Origin of the sequence: Serratia sp. JKS000199, from assembly GCF_900215455.1 — a bacterium.
Taxonomy (GTDB): domain Bacteria; phylum Pseudomonadota; class Gammaproteobacteria; order Enterobacterales; family Enterobacteriaceae; genus Serratia; species Serratia ureilytica.
Genome location: NZ_LT907843.1, coordinates 4,741,589 through 4,758,909, shown reverse-complemented (window position 1 = coordinate 4,758,909; position 17,321 = coordinate 4,741,589). Strand labels below are relative to the sequence as shown.

At 55.6% G+C, this 17,321-nt stretch carries 17 protein-coding genes and 1 tRNA gene; 6 read left to right on the top strand and 12 right to left on the bottom strand.

Going from position 1 to position 17,321, the window contains the following annotated elements; translation table 11 throughout:
- Positions 1–5: 5 nt before the first annotated feature.
- From CPH57_RS22470 to CPH57_RS22450, 5 genes are all read right to left on the bottom strand, one after another.
- Positions 6–350 (bottom strand): DUF4156 domain-containing protein, encoded by a 345-nt coding sequence (locus CPH57_RS22470; protein WP_025305007.1) that lies wholly within the window; start codon positions 348–350, stop codon positions 6–8.
- Between the two features lie 303 nt (positions 351–653).
- Complete coding sequence (locus tag CPH57_RS22465; RefSeq protein ID WP_096242728.1) at positions 654–2,279, bottom strand: methyl-accepting chemotaxis protein; 1,626 nt, start codon at positions 2,277–2,279, stop codon at positions 654–656.
- A 225-nt stretch (positions 2,280–2,504) separates the two neighbouring features.
- Complete coding sequence (gene groL, locus CPH57_RS22460) at positions 2,505–4,151, bottom strand: chaperonin GroEL (RefSeq protein ID WP_004929662.1); 1,647 nt, start codon at positions 4,149–4,151, stop codon at positions 2,505–2,507.
- 44 nt (positions 4,152–4,195) lie between these two features.
- A complete protein-coding gene (locus CPH57_RS22455) occupies positions 4,196–4,489 on the bottom strand; it encodes a co-chaperone GroES (protein WP_004929661.1) in 294 nt (97 codons plus the stop codon).
- Between the two features lie 189 nt (positions 4,490–4,678).
- Positions 4,679–5,167, bottom strand: a complete 489-nt coding sequence (locus tag CPH57_RS22450) for an FxsA family protein (RefSeq protein ID WP_046688094.1) — start codon at positions 5,165–5,167, stop codon at positions 4,679–4,681.
- Between the two features lie 369 nt (positions 5,168–5,536).
- Here CPH57_RS22450 and aspA point away from each other — a divergent pair, with 369 nt between their 5' ends.
- The 6 genes from aspA (at position 5,537) to CPH57_RS22415 (ending at position 11,508) form a co-directional block, all read left to right on the top strand.
- Positions 5,537–6,973, top strand: a complete 1,437-nt coding sequence (gene aspA, locus CPH57_RS22445; protein WP_004929659.1) for an aspartate ammonia-lyase — start codon at positions 5,537–5,539, stop codon at positions 6,971–6,973.
- 249 nt (positions 6,974–7,222) lie between these two features.
- The gene (locus CPH57_RS22435) at positions 7,223–8,524 is read left to right on the top strand and encodes an anaerobic C4-dicarboxylate transporter (protein ID WP_033641606.1); all 1,302 of its coding nucleotides are present in this window, start codon (positions 7,223–7,225) and stop codon (positions 8,522–8,524) included.
- Between the two features lie 109 nt (positions 8,525–8,633).
- Entirely contained in the window at positions 8,634–8,957 is a 324-nt protein-coding gene (cutA, locus tag CPH57_RS22430) for a divalent cation tolerance protein CutA (protein WP_004929657.1), read from the top strand.
- A complete protein-coding gene (locus CPH57_RS22425; protein WP_033641605.1) occupies positions 8,933–10,654 on the top strand; it encodes a protein-disulfide reductase DsbD in 1,722 nt (573 codons plus the stop codon). The genes cutA and CPH57_RS22425 overlap by 25 nt, the downstream gene beginning before the upstream one ends.
- A 42-nt stretch (positions 10,655–10,696) precedes the next feature.
- Entirely contained in the window at positions 10,697–11,272 is a 576-nt protein-coding gene (locus tag CPH57_RS22420; RefSeq protein WP_015376374.1) for a transcriptional regulator, read from the top strand.
- Positions 11,273–11,432: 160 nt separating this feature from the next.
- A tRNA-Phe gene (locus CPH57_RS22415) sits at positions 11,433–11,508 on the top strand.
- A 966-nt stretch (positions 11,509–12,474) separates the two neighbouring features.
- On the opposite strand, the gene CPH57_RS22405 is transcribed toward CPH57_RS22415, so the two are convergent.
- From CPH57_RS22405 to CPH57_RS22380, 7 genes are all read right to left on the bottom strand, one after another.
- Positions 12,475–12,759 (bottom strand): hypothetical protein, encoded by a 285-nt coding sequence (locus CPH57_RS22405; RefSeq protein WP_046688092.1) that lies wholly within the window; start codon positions 12,757–12,759, stop codon positions 12,475–12,477.
- Positions 12,760–12,896: 137 nt separating this feature from the next.
- The gene (locus tag CPH57_RS22400; protein ID WP_071845104.1) at positions 12,897–13,442 is read right to left on the bottom strand and encodes a LuxR family transcriptional regulator; all 546 of its coding nucleotides are present in this window, start codon (positions 13,440–13,442) and stop codon (positions 12,897–12,899) included.
- Positions 13,443–13,580: 138 nt separating this feature from the next.
- Positions 13,581–14,111 (bottom strand): hypothetical protein, encoded by a 531-nt coding sequence (locus tag CPH57_RS24480; RefSeq protein ID WP_150130718.1) that lies wholly within the window; start codon positions 14,109–14,111, stop codon positions 13,581–13,583.
- 659 nt (positions 14,112–14,770) lie between these two features.
- On the bottom strand, positions 14,771–15,298 hold the full coding sequence (locus CPH57_RS22395) for a fimbrial protein (RefSeq protein WP_033641600.1): 528 nt from the start codon (positions 15,296–15,298) through the stop codon (positions 14,771–14,773).
- A gap of 11 nt (positions 15,299–15,309) precedes the next feature.
- Complete coding sequence (locus CPH57_RS22390) at positions 15,310–15,897, bottom strand: fimbrial protein (RefSeq protein ID WP_050594395.1); 588 nt, start codon at positions 15,895–15,897, stop codon at positions 15,310–15,312.
- Entirely contained in the window at positions 15,890–16,504 is a 615-nt protein-coding gene (locus tag CPH57_RS22385; protein WP_033641599.1) for a fimbrial protein, read from the bottom strand. The genes CPH57_RS22390 and CPH57_RS22385 overlap by 8 nt, the downstream gene beginning before the upstream one ends.
- A 49-nt stretch (positions 16,505–16,553) precedes the next feature.
- The gene (locus CPH57_RS22380) at positions 16,554–17,303 is read right to left on the bottom strand and encodes a fimbria/pilus periplasmic chaperone (protein WP_033641598.1); all 750 of its coding nucleotides are present in this window, start codon (positions 17,301–17,303) and stop codon (positions 16,554–16,556) included.
- Positions 17,304–17,321 lie beyond the last annotated feature (18 nt).

Below are 17,321 nucleotides of genomic sequence, written 5' to 3'. Positions count from 1 at the left end.
GCGCCTTACGGGCACTTGTAAACCTGGCCGACCATTTTGCTGTCCAGCGGCGCGAAGCTGGAGAGCAGGTTCTGGCTTGGGCTGTTGGCGCCGTAAATGACGTTGCCGCCCATCGCCGCTGCCTTGTTGCGCAGATCGTTGGCCGCACCGCGCATGGAGCTGCCTTCACCGCCGTTGCCGGACAGCCAGTTGCTCTGGGTGCCGGTCACTTCCCCCAGCAGCTGGCATTCCGCCGCCGGCTTGCTGTCGGTGAACTTGATCTGCTGACCCGCAGCGGTCAGTTCATGAGTGGTGCTGCAACCCGCCAGCAGCATCGCTGCCGAAAGACCCAGTAAGGCTTTAATCCGCATCTTGTTCCCCATTCGATGTTGAGAATTACGCAAAATCTTCTACCCGTCGCCTTTCAAGCTGTAGCGTTGTTGACTGCACTCGCTCACCCCAGTTACTTACTCAAGTAAGCGCCTGGGGACTCACGAGCTGGCCGCCTAGCTACAACTTGAAATTCATAGGGTATATCAGAAAGCGATGCCATCTCTTAAGCATCCGTTGCCGCGCGAGCGGGCCAACGTCTTGAGCGACAGCTGATGACTTACCAGTTTACCAGCTAAATCGCCCCGGGCGGCAAAAATATCATCAAATACAGTGCGGCGGCGTTATACCCAACCGGCAACGGCCGCCGATGGCTGCGCCTGCTCTTCGCCCTGACGCGGTTCCCCCTCCGCCAGTTTGAATACCGCCACCGCCTGCGCCAGCAGGGCCGCCTGTTCCTCCACGCCGACGGCGGTGGTCGCCACCTCCTCCACCAGCGCGGCGTTCTGCTGGGTCACCTGATCCATCTGGGTCACCGCCACCCCGACCTGCTCGACGCCTTTGCTTTGCTCTTCCGACGCATAGGAGATGTTATCCATCAGCGACGTCACCTGGTTCACCGAGCCGACGATGGCATTCATCGTCTCGCCCGCCTGTTCCACCAGCCGCACGCCGGCGGCGATATCGCCGGTTACGCCGTCGACCAGACCGCTGATCTCCTTGGCCGAAGTCGCGCAGCGCTGCGCCAGATTGCGCACTTCGCCGGCTACCACCGCAAAACCCCGCCCCTGCTCCCCGGCACGCGCGGCCTCGACGGCGGCGTTCAGCGCCAGAATGTTGGTCTGGAAGGCGATGCCGTCGATCACGCTGGTGATATCCCCCACCTGACGCGCGCTGTCGTTGATCGCCCGCATCTTGTCGACCGCGCTGGCCATCAGCGTTTCGCCGTTGCGGGCAATGGCGGCGGTCTGATTGACCATGCCGGCGGCCTGAGTGGCGTTATCGGCGTTTTGCCGCACCGTGGCGGTGATCTGCTCCATGCTGGCGGCGGTTTCCGTCAGCGCGCTGGCTTGTTCTTCGGTGCGGCTGGAGAGATCGGCGTTGCCGACGGCGATCTCGTGCGTACCGTGGTTGATCGACTCCACACCGTCACGCACCTGCTGCACGGTGGCACTCAGCTCCTGCTGCATCGTCCGTAGGCTGGCGAACAGCATGCCGATCTCATTGTTGTTGCGTACCGCGATCTCGCTACGTAGATCGCCGCGCCCAACCTTTTGCAAATGTTCGGCGATCTGGCGCAGCGGCAGAATCAAGCGTCGGCGGAAATCACGCTGCACGGCGACCAGCAGCAGCAGGATCGCCGCCAGGGTGCCGCTCAGCAGACGGGCGAAGACTTTTTGGGTCTGCTCCGCCTCTTCCACTGCCAGACGGTGGGCGGCCACCGTGGCCCGCATGTAGTCGGCAAACTGGTTATCCAACCGCTGGCGCACCTGGCGCTTCTCTGCCGCCATGGCGTGCAGCCGCTCGATCAGCGCCGCCTGCGGCGTGTCGGCCAACAGCGTCAGTTCTTGCTTCAGCACCGCCTGCTGCGCCAGATAGACCTTTTTCATCGCCTCGCCCAGATCCGGGCGCGATACCGTCAGGCCCGGCGTCTCCCAAAACAGATTGAAAGCGACGTCGGCGCTGCGCAGCTCACCGCGCGCCTCATCGATACCCTGTTGAATATCGGCTCTGCTGGTCTGCGCCCAGCGCTCGAACGCCATGTTGTCGATCAGCGTCTGCGTTTGCAGCAAAGCACGCCAACTGCGGTTCAGCGCCGCTTCCTCGTCGGAGAAGGTGCTCATCCTGTCGATGCTGTGGCCGTTTTGCTGCATGAAATAGAAGGCGATGGCGCCGGTTCCCATGGGCATCAAGCCCAGCAGCAACAGCATCAACATCAGCCAGGTGGCTATTTTCATATTTTTCAGCATAAGTCGTCTCCGTTGACAGTCACACCGGCGAGGGGAAATTCCCCGCTCGGTAAGGGCTATATCGGTACGAAACGACAACGGTTTAGGGTAAAAGCAAAATAATGCAATAATTCATTCAGTGAACTAATAACAAGCTAAATAAACATTCTTTTTATTGATTTTTAAGCTAAAAAAAACCCCGGTCATTTGACCGGGGTTCTCAGCACACAAGCGTGTGGGGGATGATTACATCATGCCGCCCATGCCGCCCATGCCACCCATGCCGCCTGCTGCGCCCAGATCCGGTGCGTCAGCCTTCGGCAGGTCGGTGACCATGCATTCGGTGGTGATCATCAGGCCAGCCACGGAAGCCGCGTACTGCAGAGCAGAACGGGTCACTTTGGTTGGATCCAGGATACCCATCGCGATCATGTCGCCGTATTCTTCAGAGTAAGCGTTGTAGCCGTAGCTGCCTTCGCCCGCTTTCACCTGGTTGGCGATAACGGAAGCTTCTTCACCGGCGTTGACCACGATCTGACGCAGAGGGGCTTCCATTGCACGCAGCGCAACTTTGATACCCACGTTCTGGTCTTCGTTGTCGCCTTTCAGCGCGGCGATTTTGCCTGCAACGCGGATCAGCGCTACGCCGCCGCCGGCAACCACGCCTTCTTCCACTGCGGCGCGGGTCGCGTGCAGGGCGTCTTCAACGCGGGCTTTCTTCTCTTTCATTTCAACTTCAGTGGCTGCGCCAACCTTGATAACGGCAACGCCGCCGGCCAGTTTCGCTACGCGCTCCTGCAGTTTTTCACGATCGTAGTCAGAGGTCGCTTCTTCGATCTGCTGACGAATTTGAGCAACGCGGCCCTGGATGGTCGCTTCGTCGCCCACGCCATCGATGATGATGGTGGTGTCTTTGTTGATGACAACGCGTTTCGCCTGACCCAGGTCTTCCAGGGTGGCTTTTTCCAGCTCCAGACCGATCTCTTCAGAGATAACGGTACCGGCAGTCAGGGTAGCGATGTCCTGCAGCATGGCTTTACGACGGTCGCCGAAGCCAGGCGCCTTAACGGCAGCCACTTTCACGATGCCGCGCATGGTGTTGACCACCAGGGTCGCCAGCGCTTCACCTTCAACGTCTTCAGCGATGATCAGCAGCGGTTTGCCTGCTTTGGCAACGGCTTCCAGCACCGGCAGCATTTCGCGGATGTTGGAGATCTTCTTGTCAGCCAGCAGGATGAACGGGCTTTCCAGCTCAACAGAACCGGTTTCCGGCTTGTTGATGAAGTATGGGGACAGGTAACCGCGGTCGAACTGCATACCTTCAACCACGTCCAGCTCGTCTTGCAGGCCGGTGCCTTCTTCAACGGTGATAACGCCTTCTTTGCCCACTTTCTCCATCGCTTCCGCGATCAGTTTACCCACGGTTTCGTCGGAGTTGGCGGAGATGGTGCCGACCTGAGCGATAGCTTTGGAATCGGAGCAAGGTACGGACAGTTTTTTCAGTTCTTCAACCGCAGCGACAACCGCTTTGTCGATGCCGCGCTTCAGATCCATCGGGTTCATGCCTGCAGCAACCGCTTTCAGGCCTTCGGTGATGATGGATTGAGCCAGTACGGTTGCAGTGGTGGTGCCGTCGCCCGCCGCGTCGTTCGCTTTGGAGGCCACTTCTTTCACCATCTGTGCGCCCATGTTCTCGAACTTGTCTTCCAGTTCGATTTCACGCGCAACGGAAACGCCGTCTTTGGTGATGGTCGGTGCGCCGAAAGATTTATCCAGCACTACGTTGCGGCCTTTCGGGCCCAGGGTCACTTTTACTGCATCAGCGAGAACATTCACGCCGCGGAGCATTTTCACGCGAGCGTCATTGCCGAATTTTACGTCTTTAGCTGCCATTGGTATTTCCCTTCAACTCGTTCAGTTCAGAAGATAAAGCGCAATTACGCTTCAACAATTGCCAGAATGTCGCTTTCGGACATGATCAACACTTCTTCATTGTCGATCTTCTCTGCTTTCACGCCGTAGCCGTCGTTGAAAATCACGATATCGCCAACTTTCACATCCAGCGGTTGGATGTTGCCGTTTTCCAGCACACGCCCTTTACCCACTGCAACCACTTCACCGCGAGTGGATTTACCCGCAGCAGAGCCAGTCAGGACGATGCCGCCAGCAGATTTTGATTCAACTTCTTTGCGCTTGACGATAACGCGGTCATGCAATGGACGAATACTCATTGAACGCTCTCCTGTAAGAAGGTCTCTATCAGATTTAGGGTTGTACACCGGATGGTTGTTATTACCGGCCTCGTGGCATTTGAGATGGGGGCGTTCCAGCCCCCTTCAAGGGGGCGAACAAAAAAAATTTCGCATTTTTGGTCCGACGAGTGCCGCAGAGATGAAAAACGCGGCCAGAGCCGCGTTTGCTTAACGATCGTGAGGTTTGCGATCCTCGTCCGAGCGGTGTTCCAGCACCGGGCGTTCGTCGTCCTTGCGCTGGAATTCGCCGTCGAAGGTATTGCCGTTGGCGGCGTCGCCGCCCGTCCAACCGCCGGGGCGATACACCGACAGGTGCGGCATCAGTTTCAGCGTCAGCGATTTTTGCACCGGCGGCAGCAGCAGCAACAGGCCGAGGAAATCGGTGAAGAAACCCGGTATCAGCAGCAGGAAGCCCGCCAGCACCAGCGAAACGCTTTTCACCATTTCCGCCGCCGGGCTTTCGCCGGCCGCCAGTTTTTGCTGCATCTGCACGAAGGTTTTCATGCCCTGATTGCGCACCAGCGAAATGCCGACGCAGGAGCTGAACACCACCAGCAGCAGGGTGACAGCCACGCCGAGCACGGCGGCGACTTTGATAAAGATGGATATTTCTATGTAAGCCAGCAGAAATATCAGCAGTAGCGGTAACCAGCGCACCTGGTTCTCCTATCGGTAGGTAAGGCACGGCCGCCACGGGGCGACGGCGCGAAAAAAGAGGCCGTAAACGGCCGACACTATTACAATGAGGGCATCCCCCCACCATTTCAACCGAGAGCCGGTTTTTATTGCTAAAGTTCACAAACGTGAAAGAAGTCACAGAACCGAAAAAGGGCATATCCTTAAACACCATAAGGTGATCTGGATTCAGTCATTTCTTACCAACCAGCATATGATCTGGGCAGCTACGGGCGATTTGGTTAATCGTTTCACGCCCCAAGCCTTCGGCAATATTAATTTAGGCTGTGCCCTTACTAGCCTTGACCTGACAAATTATTAATTCGGCAGCAACACATAGAGAAGGTTCTCATGTCAAACAACATTCGTATCGAAGAAGACCTGTTAGGAACACGTGAAGTCCCCGCAGACGCTTACTACGGAGTTCACACTCTGCGTGCGATTGAAAACTTCTACATCAGCAACAGCAAAATCAGCGATGTCCCCGAGTTCGTTCGCGGCATGGTGATGGTGAAAAAGGCCGCGGCGATGGCCAACAAAGAACTCAAAACCATCCCGCGCAAAATCGCCGACGTGATCATCCAGGCCTGCGACGAGGTGCTGGATAAAGGCAAGTGCATGGATCAGTTCCCGGTGGACGTATTCCAGGGCGGCGCGGGCACCTCGCTGAACATGAACACCAACGAAGTGCTGGCGAACATCGGCCTGGAGCTGATGGGCCATCAAAAAGGCGAATACCAGTACCTGAACCCGAACGATCACCTCAATAAGTGTCAGTCCACCAACGACGCCTACCCGACCGGGTTCCGCATCGCGGTGTACGCCTCCAACCAGAAACTGATCGACGCCATCAACCAGCTGCGCGAAGGCTTCGATCGCAAGGCGAAAGAGTTCGAAACCATCCTGAAAATGGGCCGCACCCAGCTGCAGGACGCGGTGCCGATGACCCTCGGCCAGGAATTCCACGCCTTCAGCGTGCTGCTGAACGAAGAGACCCGCAATCTGCACCGCACCGCGGAGCTGCTGCTGGAAGTGAACCTCGGCGCCACCGCCATCGGCACCGCGCTCAACACCCCGGAAGGCTACCAGCCGCTGGCGGTGCAAAAACTGGCGGAAGTCAGCGGCCTGCCGGTGGTGCCGGCAGAAGACCTGATCGAAGCCACCTCCGACTGCGGCGCCTACGTGATGGTGCACAGCGCGCTCAAACGCCTGGCGGTGAAACTGTCCAAAATCTGTAACGACCTGCGCCTGCTCTCCTCCGGCCCGCGCGCCGGCCTGAACGAAATCAACCTGCCGGAGCTGCAGGCAGGATCGTCCATCATGCCGGCCAAAGTGAATCCGGTGGTGCCGGAAGTGGTCAATCAGGTGTGTTTCAAGGTGATTGGCAACGACACTTGCGTTACCATGGCGGCCGAAGCGGGCCAGCTGCAGCTGAACGTGATGGAGCCGGTGATCGGCCAGGCGATGTTCGAGTCGATCCACATCCTGACCAACGCCTGCTACAACCTGCTGGAAAAATGCATTAACGGCATCACCGCGAATAAAGAAGTCTGCGAACACTACGTCTTCAACTCGATCGGTATCGTCACCTATCTGAACCCGTTCATCGGCCACCATAACGGTGACATCGTCGGGAAGATCTGCGCCGAAACCGGCAAGAGCGTGCGCGAAGTGGTGCTGGAACGCGGCCTGCTGACCGAAGCCGAGCTGGATGACATCTTCTCCGTGGAGAACCTGATGCACCCGGCCTATAAAGCCAAACGCTATACGGATGAAAATGAACAATAACAGACCTACCCGGTAGCCCTGAAAGGCACGCTAAATCCTCTGGATAGCGTGCCTTTTTACTTTTAGGCGCCCACAAAATTTTAACGTTTTATTTTCAATTTACACCCTAAATCATTGGGACTGCATCAAGGCGGCAAGAGCGCAAGTCCCCAGGAGCTTACTCAAGTAAGTGACTGGGGTGAGCGCTCGCAGCCAACACCGATGCAGTTTCAAGGATGACGGGAAATCTCATTTTAAGGAGTAAACACTATGCTAGCCGTAGAATTGGTTATCGTTCTGCTGGCCATCTTTTTAGGGGCCAGATTGGGCGGTATCGGTATCGGGTTCGCGGGGGGACTGGGCGTATTGGCGCTGGCGCTGATCGGCGTCAAACCGGGCAACATTCCCTTCGACGTCATCTCCATCATCATGGCGGTGATTGCGGCGATCTCCGCGATGCAGGTCGCCGGGGGGATGGACTACCTGGTGCAGCAGACCGAAAAACTGCTGCGCAAGAACCCCAAGCACATCACCATTCTCGCCCCTATCGTCACCTACTTCCTGACCATCTTCGCCGGCACCGGCAATATCTCACTCTCGGCGCTGCCGGTGATCGCCGAGGTGGCGAAAGAACAGGGCATCAAGCCTTGCCGCCCGCTGTCGACCGCCGTGGTCTCCGCCCAGATCGCCATCACCGCCTCGCCGATCTCCGCCGCGGTGGTGTACATGTCTTCGGTGATGGAGGGCCACGGCGTCAGCTACCTGCACCTGCTGATGGTGGTGATCCCGTCCACCTTCTGCGCGGTGCTGTTGATGTCGCTGCTGGTGACCTGGCTGTTCGATTCCAAGCTGTCTAACGATCCGGTGTACCTGAAACGCCTGGAAGAAGGCCTGATCACCCTGCGCGGCAACAACGCGCTGGCGATCAAACCACGCGCCAAAACCTCGGTGCTGCTGTTCCTGCTCGGCGTGCTGTGCGTGGTCGCCTACGCCATCATCAACAGCCCGGGCCTGGGTCTGGTGGCCAAGCCGCTGATGAACACCACCAACGCCATTCTGATCATCATGCTGAGCGTCGCCACGCTGACCACCCTGCTGTGCCGCGTCGACACCGACATGGTGCTGAACTCCAGCACCTTCAAGGCCGGCATGAGCGCCTGTATCTGTATCCTCGGCGTCGCCTGGCTGGGCGATACTTTCGTCCAGGCCAACATCGATTGGATCAAAGAGACGGCCGGCAGCGTCATTCAGGCGCACCCGTGGCTGCTGGCGGTGATCTTCTTCTTCTGCTCGGCGCTGCTGTACTCGCAGGCCGCCACCGCCAAGGCGCTGATGCCGATGGCGCTGGCGCTGAACGTGTCGCCGCTGACCGCCGTCGCCTCCTTCGCCGCCGTTTCCGGCCTGTTCATCCTGCCGACCTACCCGACATTGGTCGCCGCGGTGCAGATGGATGATACCGGCACCACGCGCATCGGCCGCTTCGTGTTCAACCACCCGTTCTTCATTCCCGGCACCATGGGCGTGATTTTCGCGGTGGTATTCGGCTTCCTGCTCGGCAGCGTCATGCTGTAAGGCGTCGACCGGGGCTGCGGCCCCGGTTTTCCTTCTGGCGATAAACTCGCCTTCTAGCCAATCCGCCTTCAGGGTATAGTGCCCATTCGAACCGATGAGAGGGCTGAAGATGTCTGATTGCGAAGCTGTCGTCATACTCTGTACCGCACCCGATGAAGCCAGCGCCCAGGAACTGGCGGCGCGGGTCTTGGGCGATAAGCTGGCGGCCTGCGCCACGCTGCTGCCTGGCGCCACTTCGCTGTATTACTGGGAAGGGAAACTGGAACAGGAATACGAAGTGCAGATGCTGTTCAAAAGCGATCGCCGCCGTCAGCAAGCCCTGCTCGACACCCTGAAACAACATCACCCATACCAGACGCCTGAGCTGCTGGTCTTGCCGGTGATGGCCGGAGATAAAGACTACCTGTTATGGATCAACGCTTCATTAAACTGATTTTGCTGCTGTGCAGCCTGTGCTTCCTGCCGCAGGCGGCGCAGGCTTCGCTGTTCGCGCCGAAGGGCGGCAGCCAGTTCGTGCCCGTCGATCAGGCCTTCGCCTTCGATTTCAAACAGCAAGGCGGCCAGGTGACGCTGAACTGGCAGATCCGCCCCGGCTATTACCTGTATCGCCAGCAGATCAAACTGGTGCCGCAGCAGGCGACGCTCGGCGCCTTTACCCTGCCCGAAGGGCTAAGCCACAAGGACGAGTTCTTCGGCGAAGTGGCGATTTTCAAACAGCAGCTGAATCTGCAGGTGCCGCTGCAACAGGCGGCGGCCAACGCCAGCCTCAGCGTCACCTATCAGGGCTGCGCCGAGGCCGGCTTCTGCTACCCGCCGGAAACCCGAACCATCCCGCTGGACGCGGTCAGCGCCACCGCAGCCGCGCCGCTCCCGGCGGCTGCCTCTGAGCCAGCCGAACAATCCGCAACACCAGCCAGCCTGCCGTTCTCGCCGCTGTGGGCATTGCTGATCGGTATCGGCATCGCCTTCACCCCCTGCGTACTGCCGATGTACCCGCTGATCTCCGGCATCATCCTCGGCCGAGACCGGCCGCAAAGCAGCGGCCGCATTCTGGCGCTGGCGCTGGTTTACGTGCAGGGCATGGCGCTCACCTACACCCTGCTGGGCTTGGTGGTGGCCGCCGCCGGATTGCAGTTCCAGGCGGCGCTGCAGCATCCTTACGTGCTGATTGGCCTGTCGGCGCTGTTCATCGCGCTGGCGCTGTCGATGTTCGGCCTCTATTCCCTGCAGCTGCCCTCGGCGCTGCAAACCCGGCTGGCGAGCTGGAGCAACACCCAGCGCGGCGGCTCACTGACCGGCGTATTCCTGATGGGCGCGCTGGCCGGGCTGATCTGTTCCCCCTGCACCACCGCGCCGCTCAGCGCCATCCTGCTGTATATCGCCCAGAGCGGCAATCTGTGGGCCGGCGGCGGCACGCTGTACCTGTACGCGCTGGGGATGGGCATTCCGCTGGTGATCGTCACCCTGTTCGGCAACCGCCTGCTGCCGCGCAGCGGCCCGTGGATGCAGTACGTGAAAGAGGCCTTCGGCTTCGTCATTCTGGCGCTGCCGGTGTTCCTGCTGGAGCGGGTGATCGGCGACCTGTGGGGACTGCGCCTGTGGAGCCTGCTCGGCCTGGCGTTCTTCGGCTGGGCCTTCGCCCTGAGCCTGAGAAGCACACGCGGCTGGGCGCGCGCTCTGCAACTGCTGCTGCTGGCGGCAGCGGTGATCGCCGCGCGGCCGCTGCAGGACTGGGCTTTCGGTGCTGACCAGGCGCAGCAGGCGGCTCAACCGCATCTGGCCTTTACCCGCATCAACAACGTCGAACAGCTCGATCTCGCGCTGCAACAGGCGCGGGGCAAACCGGTGATGCTGGACCTGTACGCCGACTGGTGCGTAGCCTGCAAAGAGTTCGAGAAATACACCTTCAGCGATGCGGCGGTGCAGGCGAGCCTGGCCAACGCGGTGCTGCTGCAGGCGGACGTCACCGCTAACAGCGCGGAACAAGCGGCGCTGCTGAAGCACCTGCAGGTGCTGGGGCTGCCGACGATCCTGTTCTTCGATCCGGCAGGCCGCGAGCTGACGGCCGAGCGGGTCACCGGTTTTATGAAGGCGGAAGCCTTCAACGCGCATTTGCAGAAAGTGATGTGATAACTGACACTGAAGATCGGAAGCGAATGGGAGGAAGCACAAGTGCAACGTGAACACGTCCTTGATACCGCGCTGGGCCTGTTGGAACAACAGGGCCTGGCGACCGCCACATTAGAGATGCTGGCGGAAAAACTCGACGTTCAGCCCGGCGATCTCAAACGGTTCTGGCCGGATCGCGAAGCGCTGCTGTACGACTGCCTGCGCTACCACGGCCAACAGATCGACACCTGGCGCCGCCAGCTGCTGCTGGACGAAAACCTGAGCCCGCAGCAAAAACTGCTGGCGCGCTATGACGTGCTGGCGGAATACGTGCAGCAAGACCGCTACCCCGGCTGCCTGTTTATCGCCGCCTGCAGCTTCTTCCCGGAAACGGATCACCCGATCCACCAACTGGCGGAGCAACAGAAGCTGACCTCGCTGGAGCTGACCCGCGAGCTGCTGCGCGACATGGACGCCGACGACGCCGACATGGTGGCGCAGCAAATGGAGCTGATTCAGGAAGGCTGCCTGAGCAAACTGCTGGTAAAACGCCAGCTCCAGGACGTATCGGTCGCCAAACGGCTGGCGGAAGACATCTTGCAGGTGGCGCAGTGCCGCCGCAACGGGGCGTTGAGCTGAATCGGCAGGGTTGACGGCACAGCCAACCCGAGGCGATAGCCCCAACAGGCGCATTTTTTGCGCCCTTTGCCTGAAAAGCCAGCAACCGGAGGCATTTTCGCGTATTTCACGCATAAAGCCGTTGACGGCTTTCGGCCAATACGGTTTAATGCTGCCCGTTGCCCGGATAGCTCAGTCGGTAGAGCAGGGGATTGAAAATCCCCGTGTCCTTGGTTCGATTCCGAGTCCGGGCACCATATTCAGAAGAACCCGCCTATGGCGGGTTTTTCACTTTTTGGGGTACGGACTCTCCATCGAACTGCGTTCGATTATTCGGCCTAAAGGCCTCACCCTACGGGCCAGCGCTAAAGCGCTGTTCAACGCGGCGCCAGCGCCGGTTGTCCGAGTCCGGGCACCATCTTCAGAAGAACCCGCCTATGGCGGGTTTTTTGCTTTCTGAGATACGGACTCTCCATCGAACTGCGTTCGATTATTCGGCCTAAAGGCCTCACCCTACGGGCCAGCGCTGAAGCGCTGTTCAACGCGGCGCCAGCGCCGGTTGTCCGAGTCCGGGCACCATCTTCAGAAGAACCCGCCTATGGCGGGTTTTTTGCTTTCTGAGATACGGACTCTCCATCGAACTGCGTTCGATTATTCGGCCTAAAGGCCTCACCCTGCGGGCCAGCGCTGAAGCGCTGTTCAACCCGGCGCCAGCGACATAGGGCGAATGTTCCCTTGCCTACTTGGCTCCCTCCCCCCACACAAACGTTGGCTTCAAGGATAACCGGGTTACCGTATTCTCGGCATTAAGCGTGAAAGTGGCGGCACCAGGCGAGTCGTGCCCAATTTCGTTGAGGCGGAACTCACTCTCTGGTAAAAATGCTACGCCATACATTTCCGAAGCGACGTCAATGATGACGTCGTAATGCCAACCACCTGGAAGCATGGCCGTAGCCTTGAATAGACAACTGCCTTTTCTTCATATGCTGCGCATGTTTGTAGAATGAATACATGCTTAAGCAGAATAAAAATATCGCGAAATAAAACAAATTCACTTCACCTTTCCCTTGGTGTAGATAATGCCCAGCGAAAATGACGCAAGCCACCATCACTGCCAACGAAAAAATTCACCGAGCTTATGGTCTTAGTCGAAACAACAGGCCATTTAGTCAATGAGCACAAAAAAAGCAGGGGATACCCCTGCTTGTCATTTAAAATCAATATTACTGGCATATCGGTGAGTATTTTTTCATAAACGGCGATTCGCAGATCGCATTCACGATATCACCTTTATCTTTCTCTTTTGGCTTGGCGCTTGAGTTGGTATTGCCACCACATTGCCCGCCATTTTTCCCCTGGCCATTGATGCATTGGCCAAAGTCGCTATTGCCGGCACCGCTGGCGTTGCCATTATTGCCCTGCACATTCTGATTACCGTTAAAACCGGCGTGCGCGTAAGACGCCATCATGATGCAGGCGCCGAGAAGCAAAGTTGCTGTCTTTTTCATACTTTTCCCTTTGTGTTATTTAGCAATTGAATAAAACAAGATTTAATATTCCCTTGGGGAATATTAATCATAATCCATTATCTTTTAGCATTATAAAGATAGCAGATGAGAACAACTAAAATTATTCCCCATCACGGTTAGGAATACTCTGCCTCTGGGGATAGCAGCCAATAAATAAAATCATGGCTGCGGTTTAGCATCAGCTTACCCATTACCGAACGTTTATGGCTGTGCACCGTTTTAACGCTCACCCCCATTACCCTGGCGGTTTGCGATTGGTCAAACCCTCTTCTAAGATAGTTCACTACCTGACGCTCGCGACGGGTTAGAGGCTGATATACAAATCGCGTTGTGGCTCGGCTATCACTCAGTATTTTTGCCAACAGTACGAACAATTTATCAATGCTATCCGTTCGATACAGCACGCGGGAAACTTCATCAGAAATAATCGGCCTTTCCTTTATCATGACGACAGGCGTGCACCCATTTTCATGCGCCGCGCTTCGCCAACGATGAGCAATTCGTCTTGATGAAACGAATATCACATCAGGTCGGGTTACTGCATCCTGATTTAAAAAACAAAGCACCTTATTATTGGCTTGAGCATACTGATTTAAACTGCTTTTCAGACCAGCAGAAAAATAACGATTGTCATCATCGATGATAATATTGATAACCTTCATCTTTGCCTCAAAAAATCATATGCCGATATGCCCTACAAAAATTGCAGGGCACTTTCGCTTGTCGTTATTAATGCCTAATCAATTAATTAAAGGATAATCGGCCGTCTTACTTTAGCCAATTACGCAAAAACCATATAATTAATATGAATTAATGATAAGTATGGCATTACCACTGAATGGCCCTTCCTCAACATTTCCGGTGGTGTGCAAGGTCGATTCCAGATCAATAGCGACCCCACCAGTAGGAATGTTGATTTTCTTGCCAGTGATGCCGGGAACACCATCGATAGTGACGGTCGAGAAAAGACTCCCGTCAGCTTTTAGCTCTATTTTCTCACTGGCATTATTGCTCACCACAGAAATATCCGCGTTAGCCGGATAAGTACAAGAAAGCCTCACGCTCTCTTTTTTCTTATGGCCATTAACTTCGTCAGTACTTAACTGACCGTGATCCAGTGTTACCGCCCCTGCATCGATGTTGCATTCATTATTTGGCGGCGTGGGACCAATGCAGCTTTGCCCAGGGAAAGCATTATAATATACAGATGACGAAAACTGATAAACAAGCGCATAGCACAGTTTTGAGTAGGCCTCCCATTTTTTTTTTAACAATACAAAATGAGGGGCTATAATCAGGATCGCAATAATAACTAAAATTAGGGTACCCACGTGCATTAAACCCAACATCTATGGGGTTTTTAACTTTTTTAGTTATAATTTTATATAGCTCCCCCATTGTCCAGGCGGTGTTCATCTCAGGATAAAGAGTTGCTTGCCATGTAGGAGATAAGGATGTCCCTACATAAGGGGCTAGGAATTGATTGAAATTGGTAAAGACCCCAATAGTGACTATACAAGAGCGCTGAAAACAAGGGTTCTGCGTCTGATCATTAACATCAATGCTCACAAGCCGGCCTGAGGCGCCTGCACCAGCATAATTCCCGGAGTTAATAAGCCCATTCACAATAGGCGCATTGGTGGTTTCCCACACCATACCTGCATTTGCTTTGCAGATATAAATAAAAACCAAAAGGGAAGACAAAATAGCACGTCTCGCCCATGGGAATTTATTTTTAAAAAAAACCGCTTTATAATTAACCATAAATTCTCTTTGCACTCATGGACGTATTAAAAATAATAAAAAAATGACATTAGTTCACACGAAAAAAGCGCTTGCTATCTTCGGTTAAGCACAGAAATAAAAAACATTACCCATCAACGGCATACCGATTTTACAATGAAGTAACGTATTGGCTTCTTGTTAGTTTAACGCTGCTGCCTTTGTTTCCTGCAACCGGGCTTTGCCCACCCAGTTGCAGAAACCCTTATTATTCATACTCCGCCGTTAACGTCGCGGTTCCAGTAAAATCTGCCCCCACCAGCATGGTTCCTGGCCGCGCAATAGGCACAGCGTAAAGCTTAGTAGGGTTGGCAGCGTCAATAATTAATTTGGTATCGCTGACGTAAGTGGTGTCGCCTGTACCTTGTGTAATACGCAAGCCAAGGTTACCCACGCTTGACTGCAGCGGTTTGCTGTCCCCCCAGGACACCGGTGCAAACCCCAGTTTGACTTTCAGATCGCCGTATCCCGCAGAACCGCCGTTACAAGATACGCTATACGGAATTTCCATTTTTTTGTACGCGACGCCGTCTATTTTATTGATGGCTACGTTGGCAAAATCCACGCTAATATCTTTACCCTCATTCAGCGTACACGTGGGTTGCTCAACCAACTTTCCGGTAAACTTTACATTTACCGCTTGCGCAGCCCCCATGGTTAGTAACCCCACGCAGATCATGGCGGCCAAGCCTGAGCCACGCACCATATTCATTTTTTCCATATTCATTATCTTCATTTGCATCTCCTTTATTGAACCTCTACGAGCAATGTGGCGGAACTGGAAAAGTCCCCTCCTCTCAGCGTGGCGCCGCTGCGCTTCACCGGTACTGCGTATAACTTTGGCGTAAGCGGATAAGTAAAATTCATCCAGGCATTCAACCTCAGCTGTTGACCATTCTCTTGCAGTAGCTTAATCGCCAAATCGTTATTGTTGGTGTGCAGCAAACCATCCCCAAAGTCCGGCGATAACCCTTGCAGGCTCACTTTCAACAACCCGGCGTTGCCGGACATATTGCCGCTACAGCTAACCTCGTAGGGGATAAGCCTTTTACCGTATTTTTCGCCATCAATTTTTGTGGTGATCAGTTCATTGAAGGACACAAAAATATCCTGGCCGCCGTTAATTTCACACTTGGGCTTGGCAACCACGGCACCTTTGACTGTAACCGTCGCCGTCGCTGCCCAACCAACCTGGCTCACCAACAACACTCCCGATAAGGTTAAGGCCGAGGTTACCGTCATAGTGGCCGCTAAGGAGAGAGAGAGCAGTAGGCTTGTCCCCACCTTTCGCCACATACAGCGCCATAACTTGCCCATTGCTTTCGCCTCAGTCATAGTTCATCCGAAAATCAATTGCGGCCTGATAGGCTCCTGCCACCATAGGCGCACGCGTGCGTTCCGCCATCACGTAAAAATTCAACGCGTCGCTTCCTATCGCCAACAACTGAGGCCGGCTACGGTGCCCCAGACGTACATCTTTTTTGTCACTGTCCAATAATCGCAACGCTATCCCGCCAGCGCCTCGTACCTTCACCAAGCGCGGATTGTCCGCATCCGCAGGGGCGTTGAAACTCACGCTCACTGCTGGCTGATAAGCATCCCAAACTTTATTGCCCCTGCGTTCGTCCTGCATGGCTGCCCCAGTACGCAAGCAATCTCGTAGGCGAAGCTGGAAGGCGACCGGCTCTGTACGCTCCCCCACTTTGGCCAGGTTGCCGGTCGCCGTTTCCCCCAACCAAACGTCCTGGCGCGCCGACACCATATCCAGCCGGCAAGCCCCCTCGGTCAATGCACCATGAACAAACAACACACCGTGATTTCCGTCTTCTGCTTTCGCAGAATTGGCCGCCAGCAAGACCAACAACAGCATGGAGACCATGCCTGCTTGACACGCCAAAGATCTGCCCTTCAGATTGCTGTAACCGTTGTCCATTTTTTGCATGACTTCTTCCCCGCTCGCTTCAACCGGTAAAACGTACCGCCGGTTTCTGTTATCCTTTTGCGTCAGGCACGACCTGGCAATCACTGGCGCCGCATTTGAATGTCAGCTCTGGGCGGCCACCGTAATCATTGATGTAGGTCAGCACCGGTGCATTGCCTAACCCAGAGGCACCCAGCGCAATGCTTCCCTTAGGCGGCACCATTAACGGTTCAAAACCCTGTGCCGTTTTTCCCTTCTTGCTGTTGCTGGCATCAACCAGCGTGATGTAATAAGGCGTTGGATTATTCACCTGGAAGCCCGTCCCCTGACGAGTCAGCGTTAACTGCTCCTGCCACGGCGTAAAAGCACTGCCTTTGCCTGGCGTAATCGCCGCCGGGCGATAGAACAGCTTGATGCGCGTCTGCAACGCTATTTGTAATGTGTTGGCTTTCTCGCTTTTAGGCGGTATTTCTCGCAGATTGAAATAGAACAGCGTCTCCCTATCCTGTGCCAACAAATTCACTGCTGGCGTCGACTGCACTTTTATTTGGCTCTGTGTTCCAGGTTCCAGCCGCTGCACCGGCGGCAATACCACTAGCGGGCTGTTAATCTTCTTGCCTTCGGCATCTTCCAACCATCCCTGCGCCAGATACGGCAGTTGAGTATTTTTATTGCTGATATTCAGACTCACCGATTTCTCGGAACCGTTAAAAATTACGCGAGTACGATCCAGCGCAATAGCGGCTTGGGCTTGACTGCTCAATACCATTGCCGACAACACACCGGCGACTGAAAATATTTTTACCATGTTCTTTTGCATAAAATTGTTCCGTCTTAT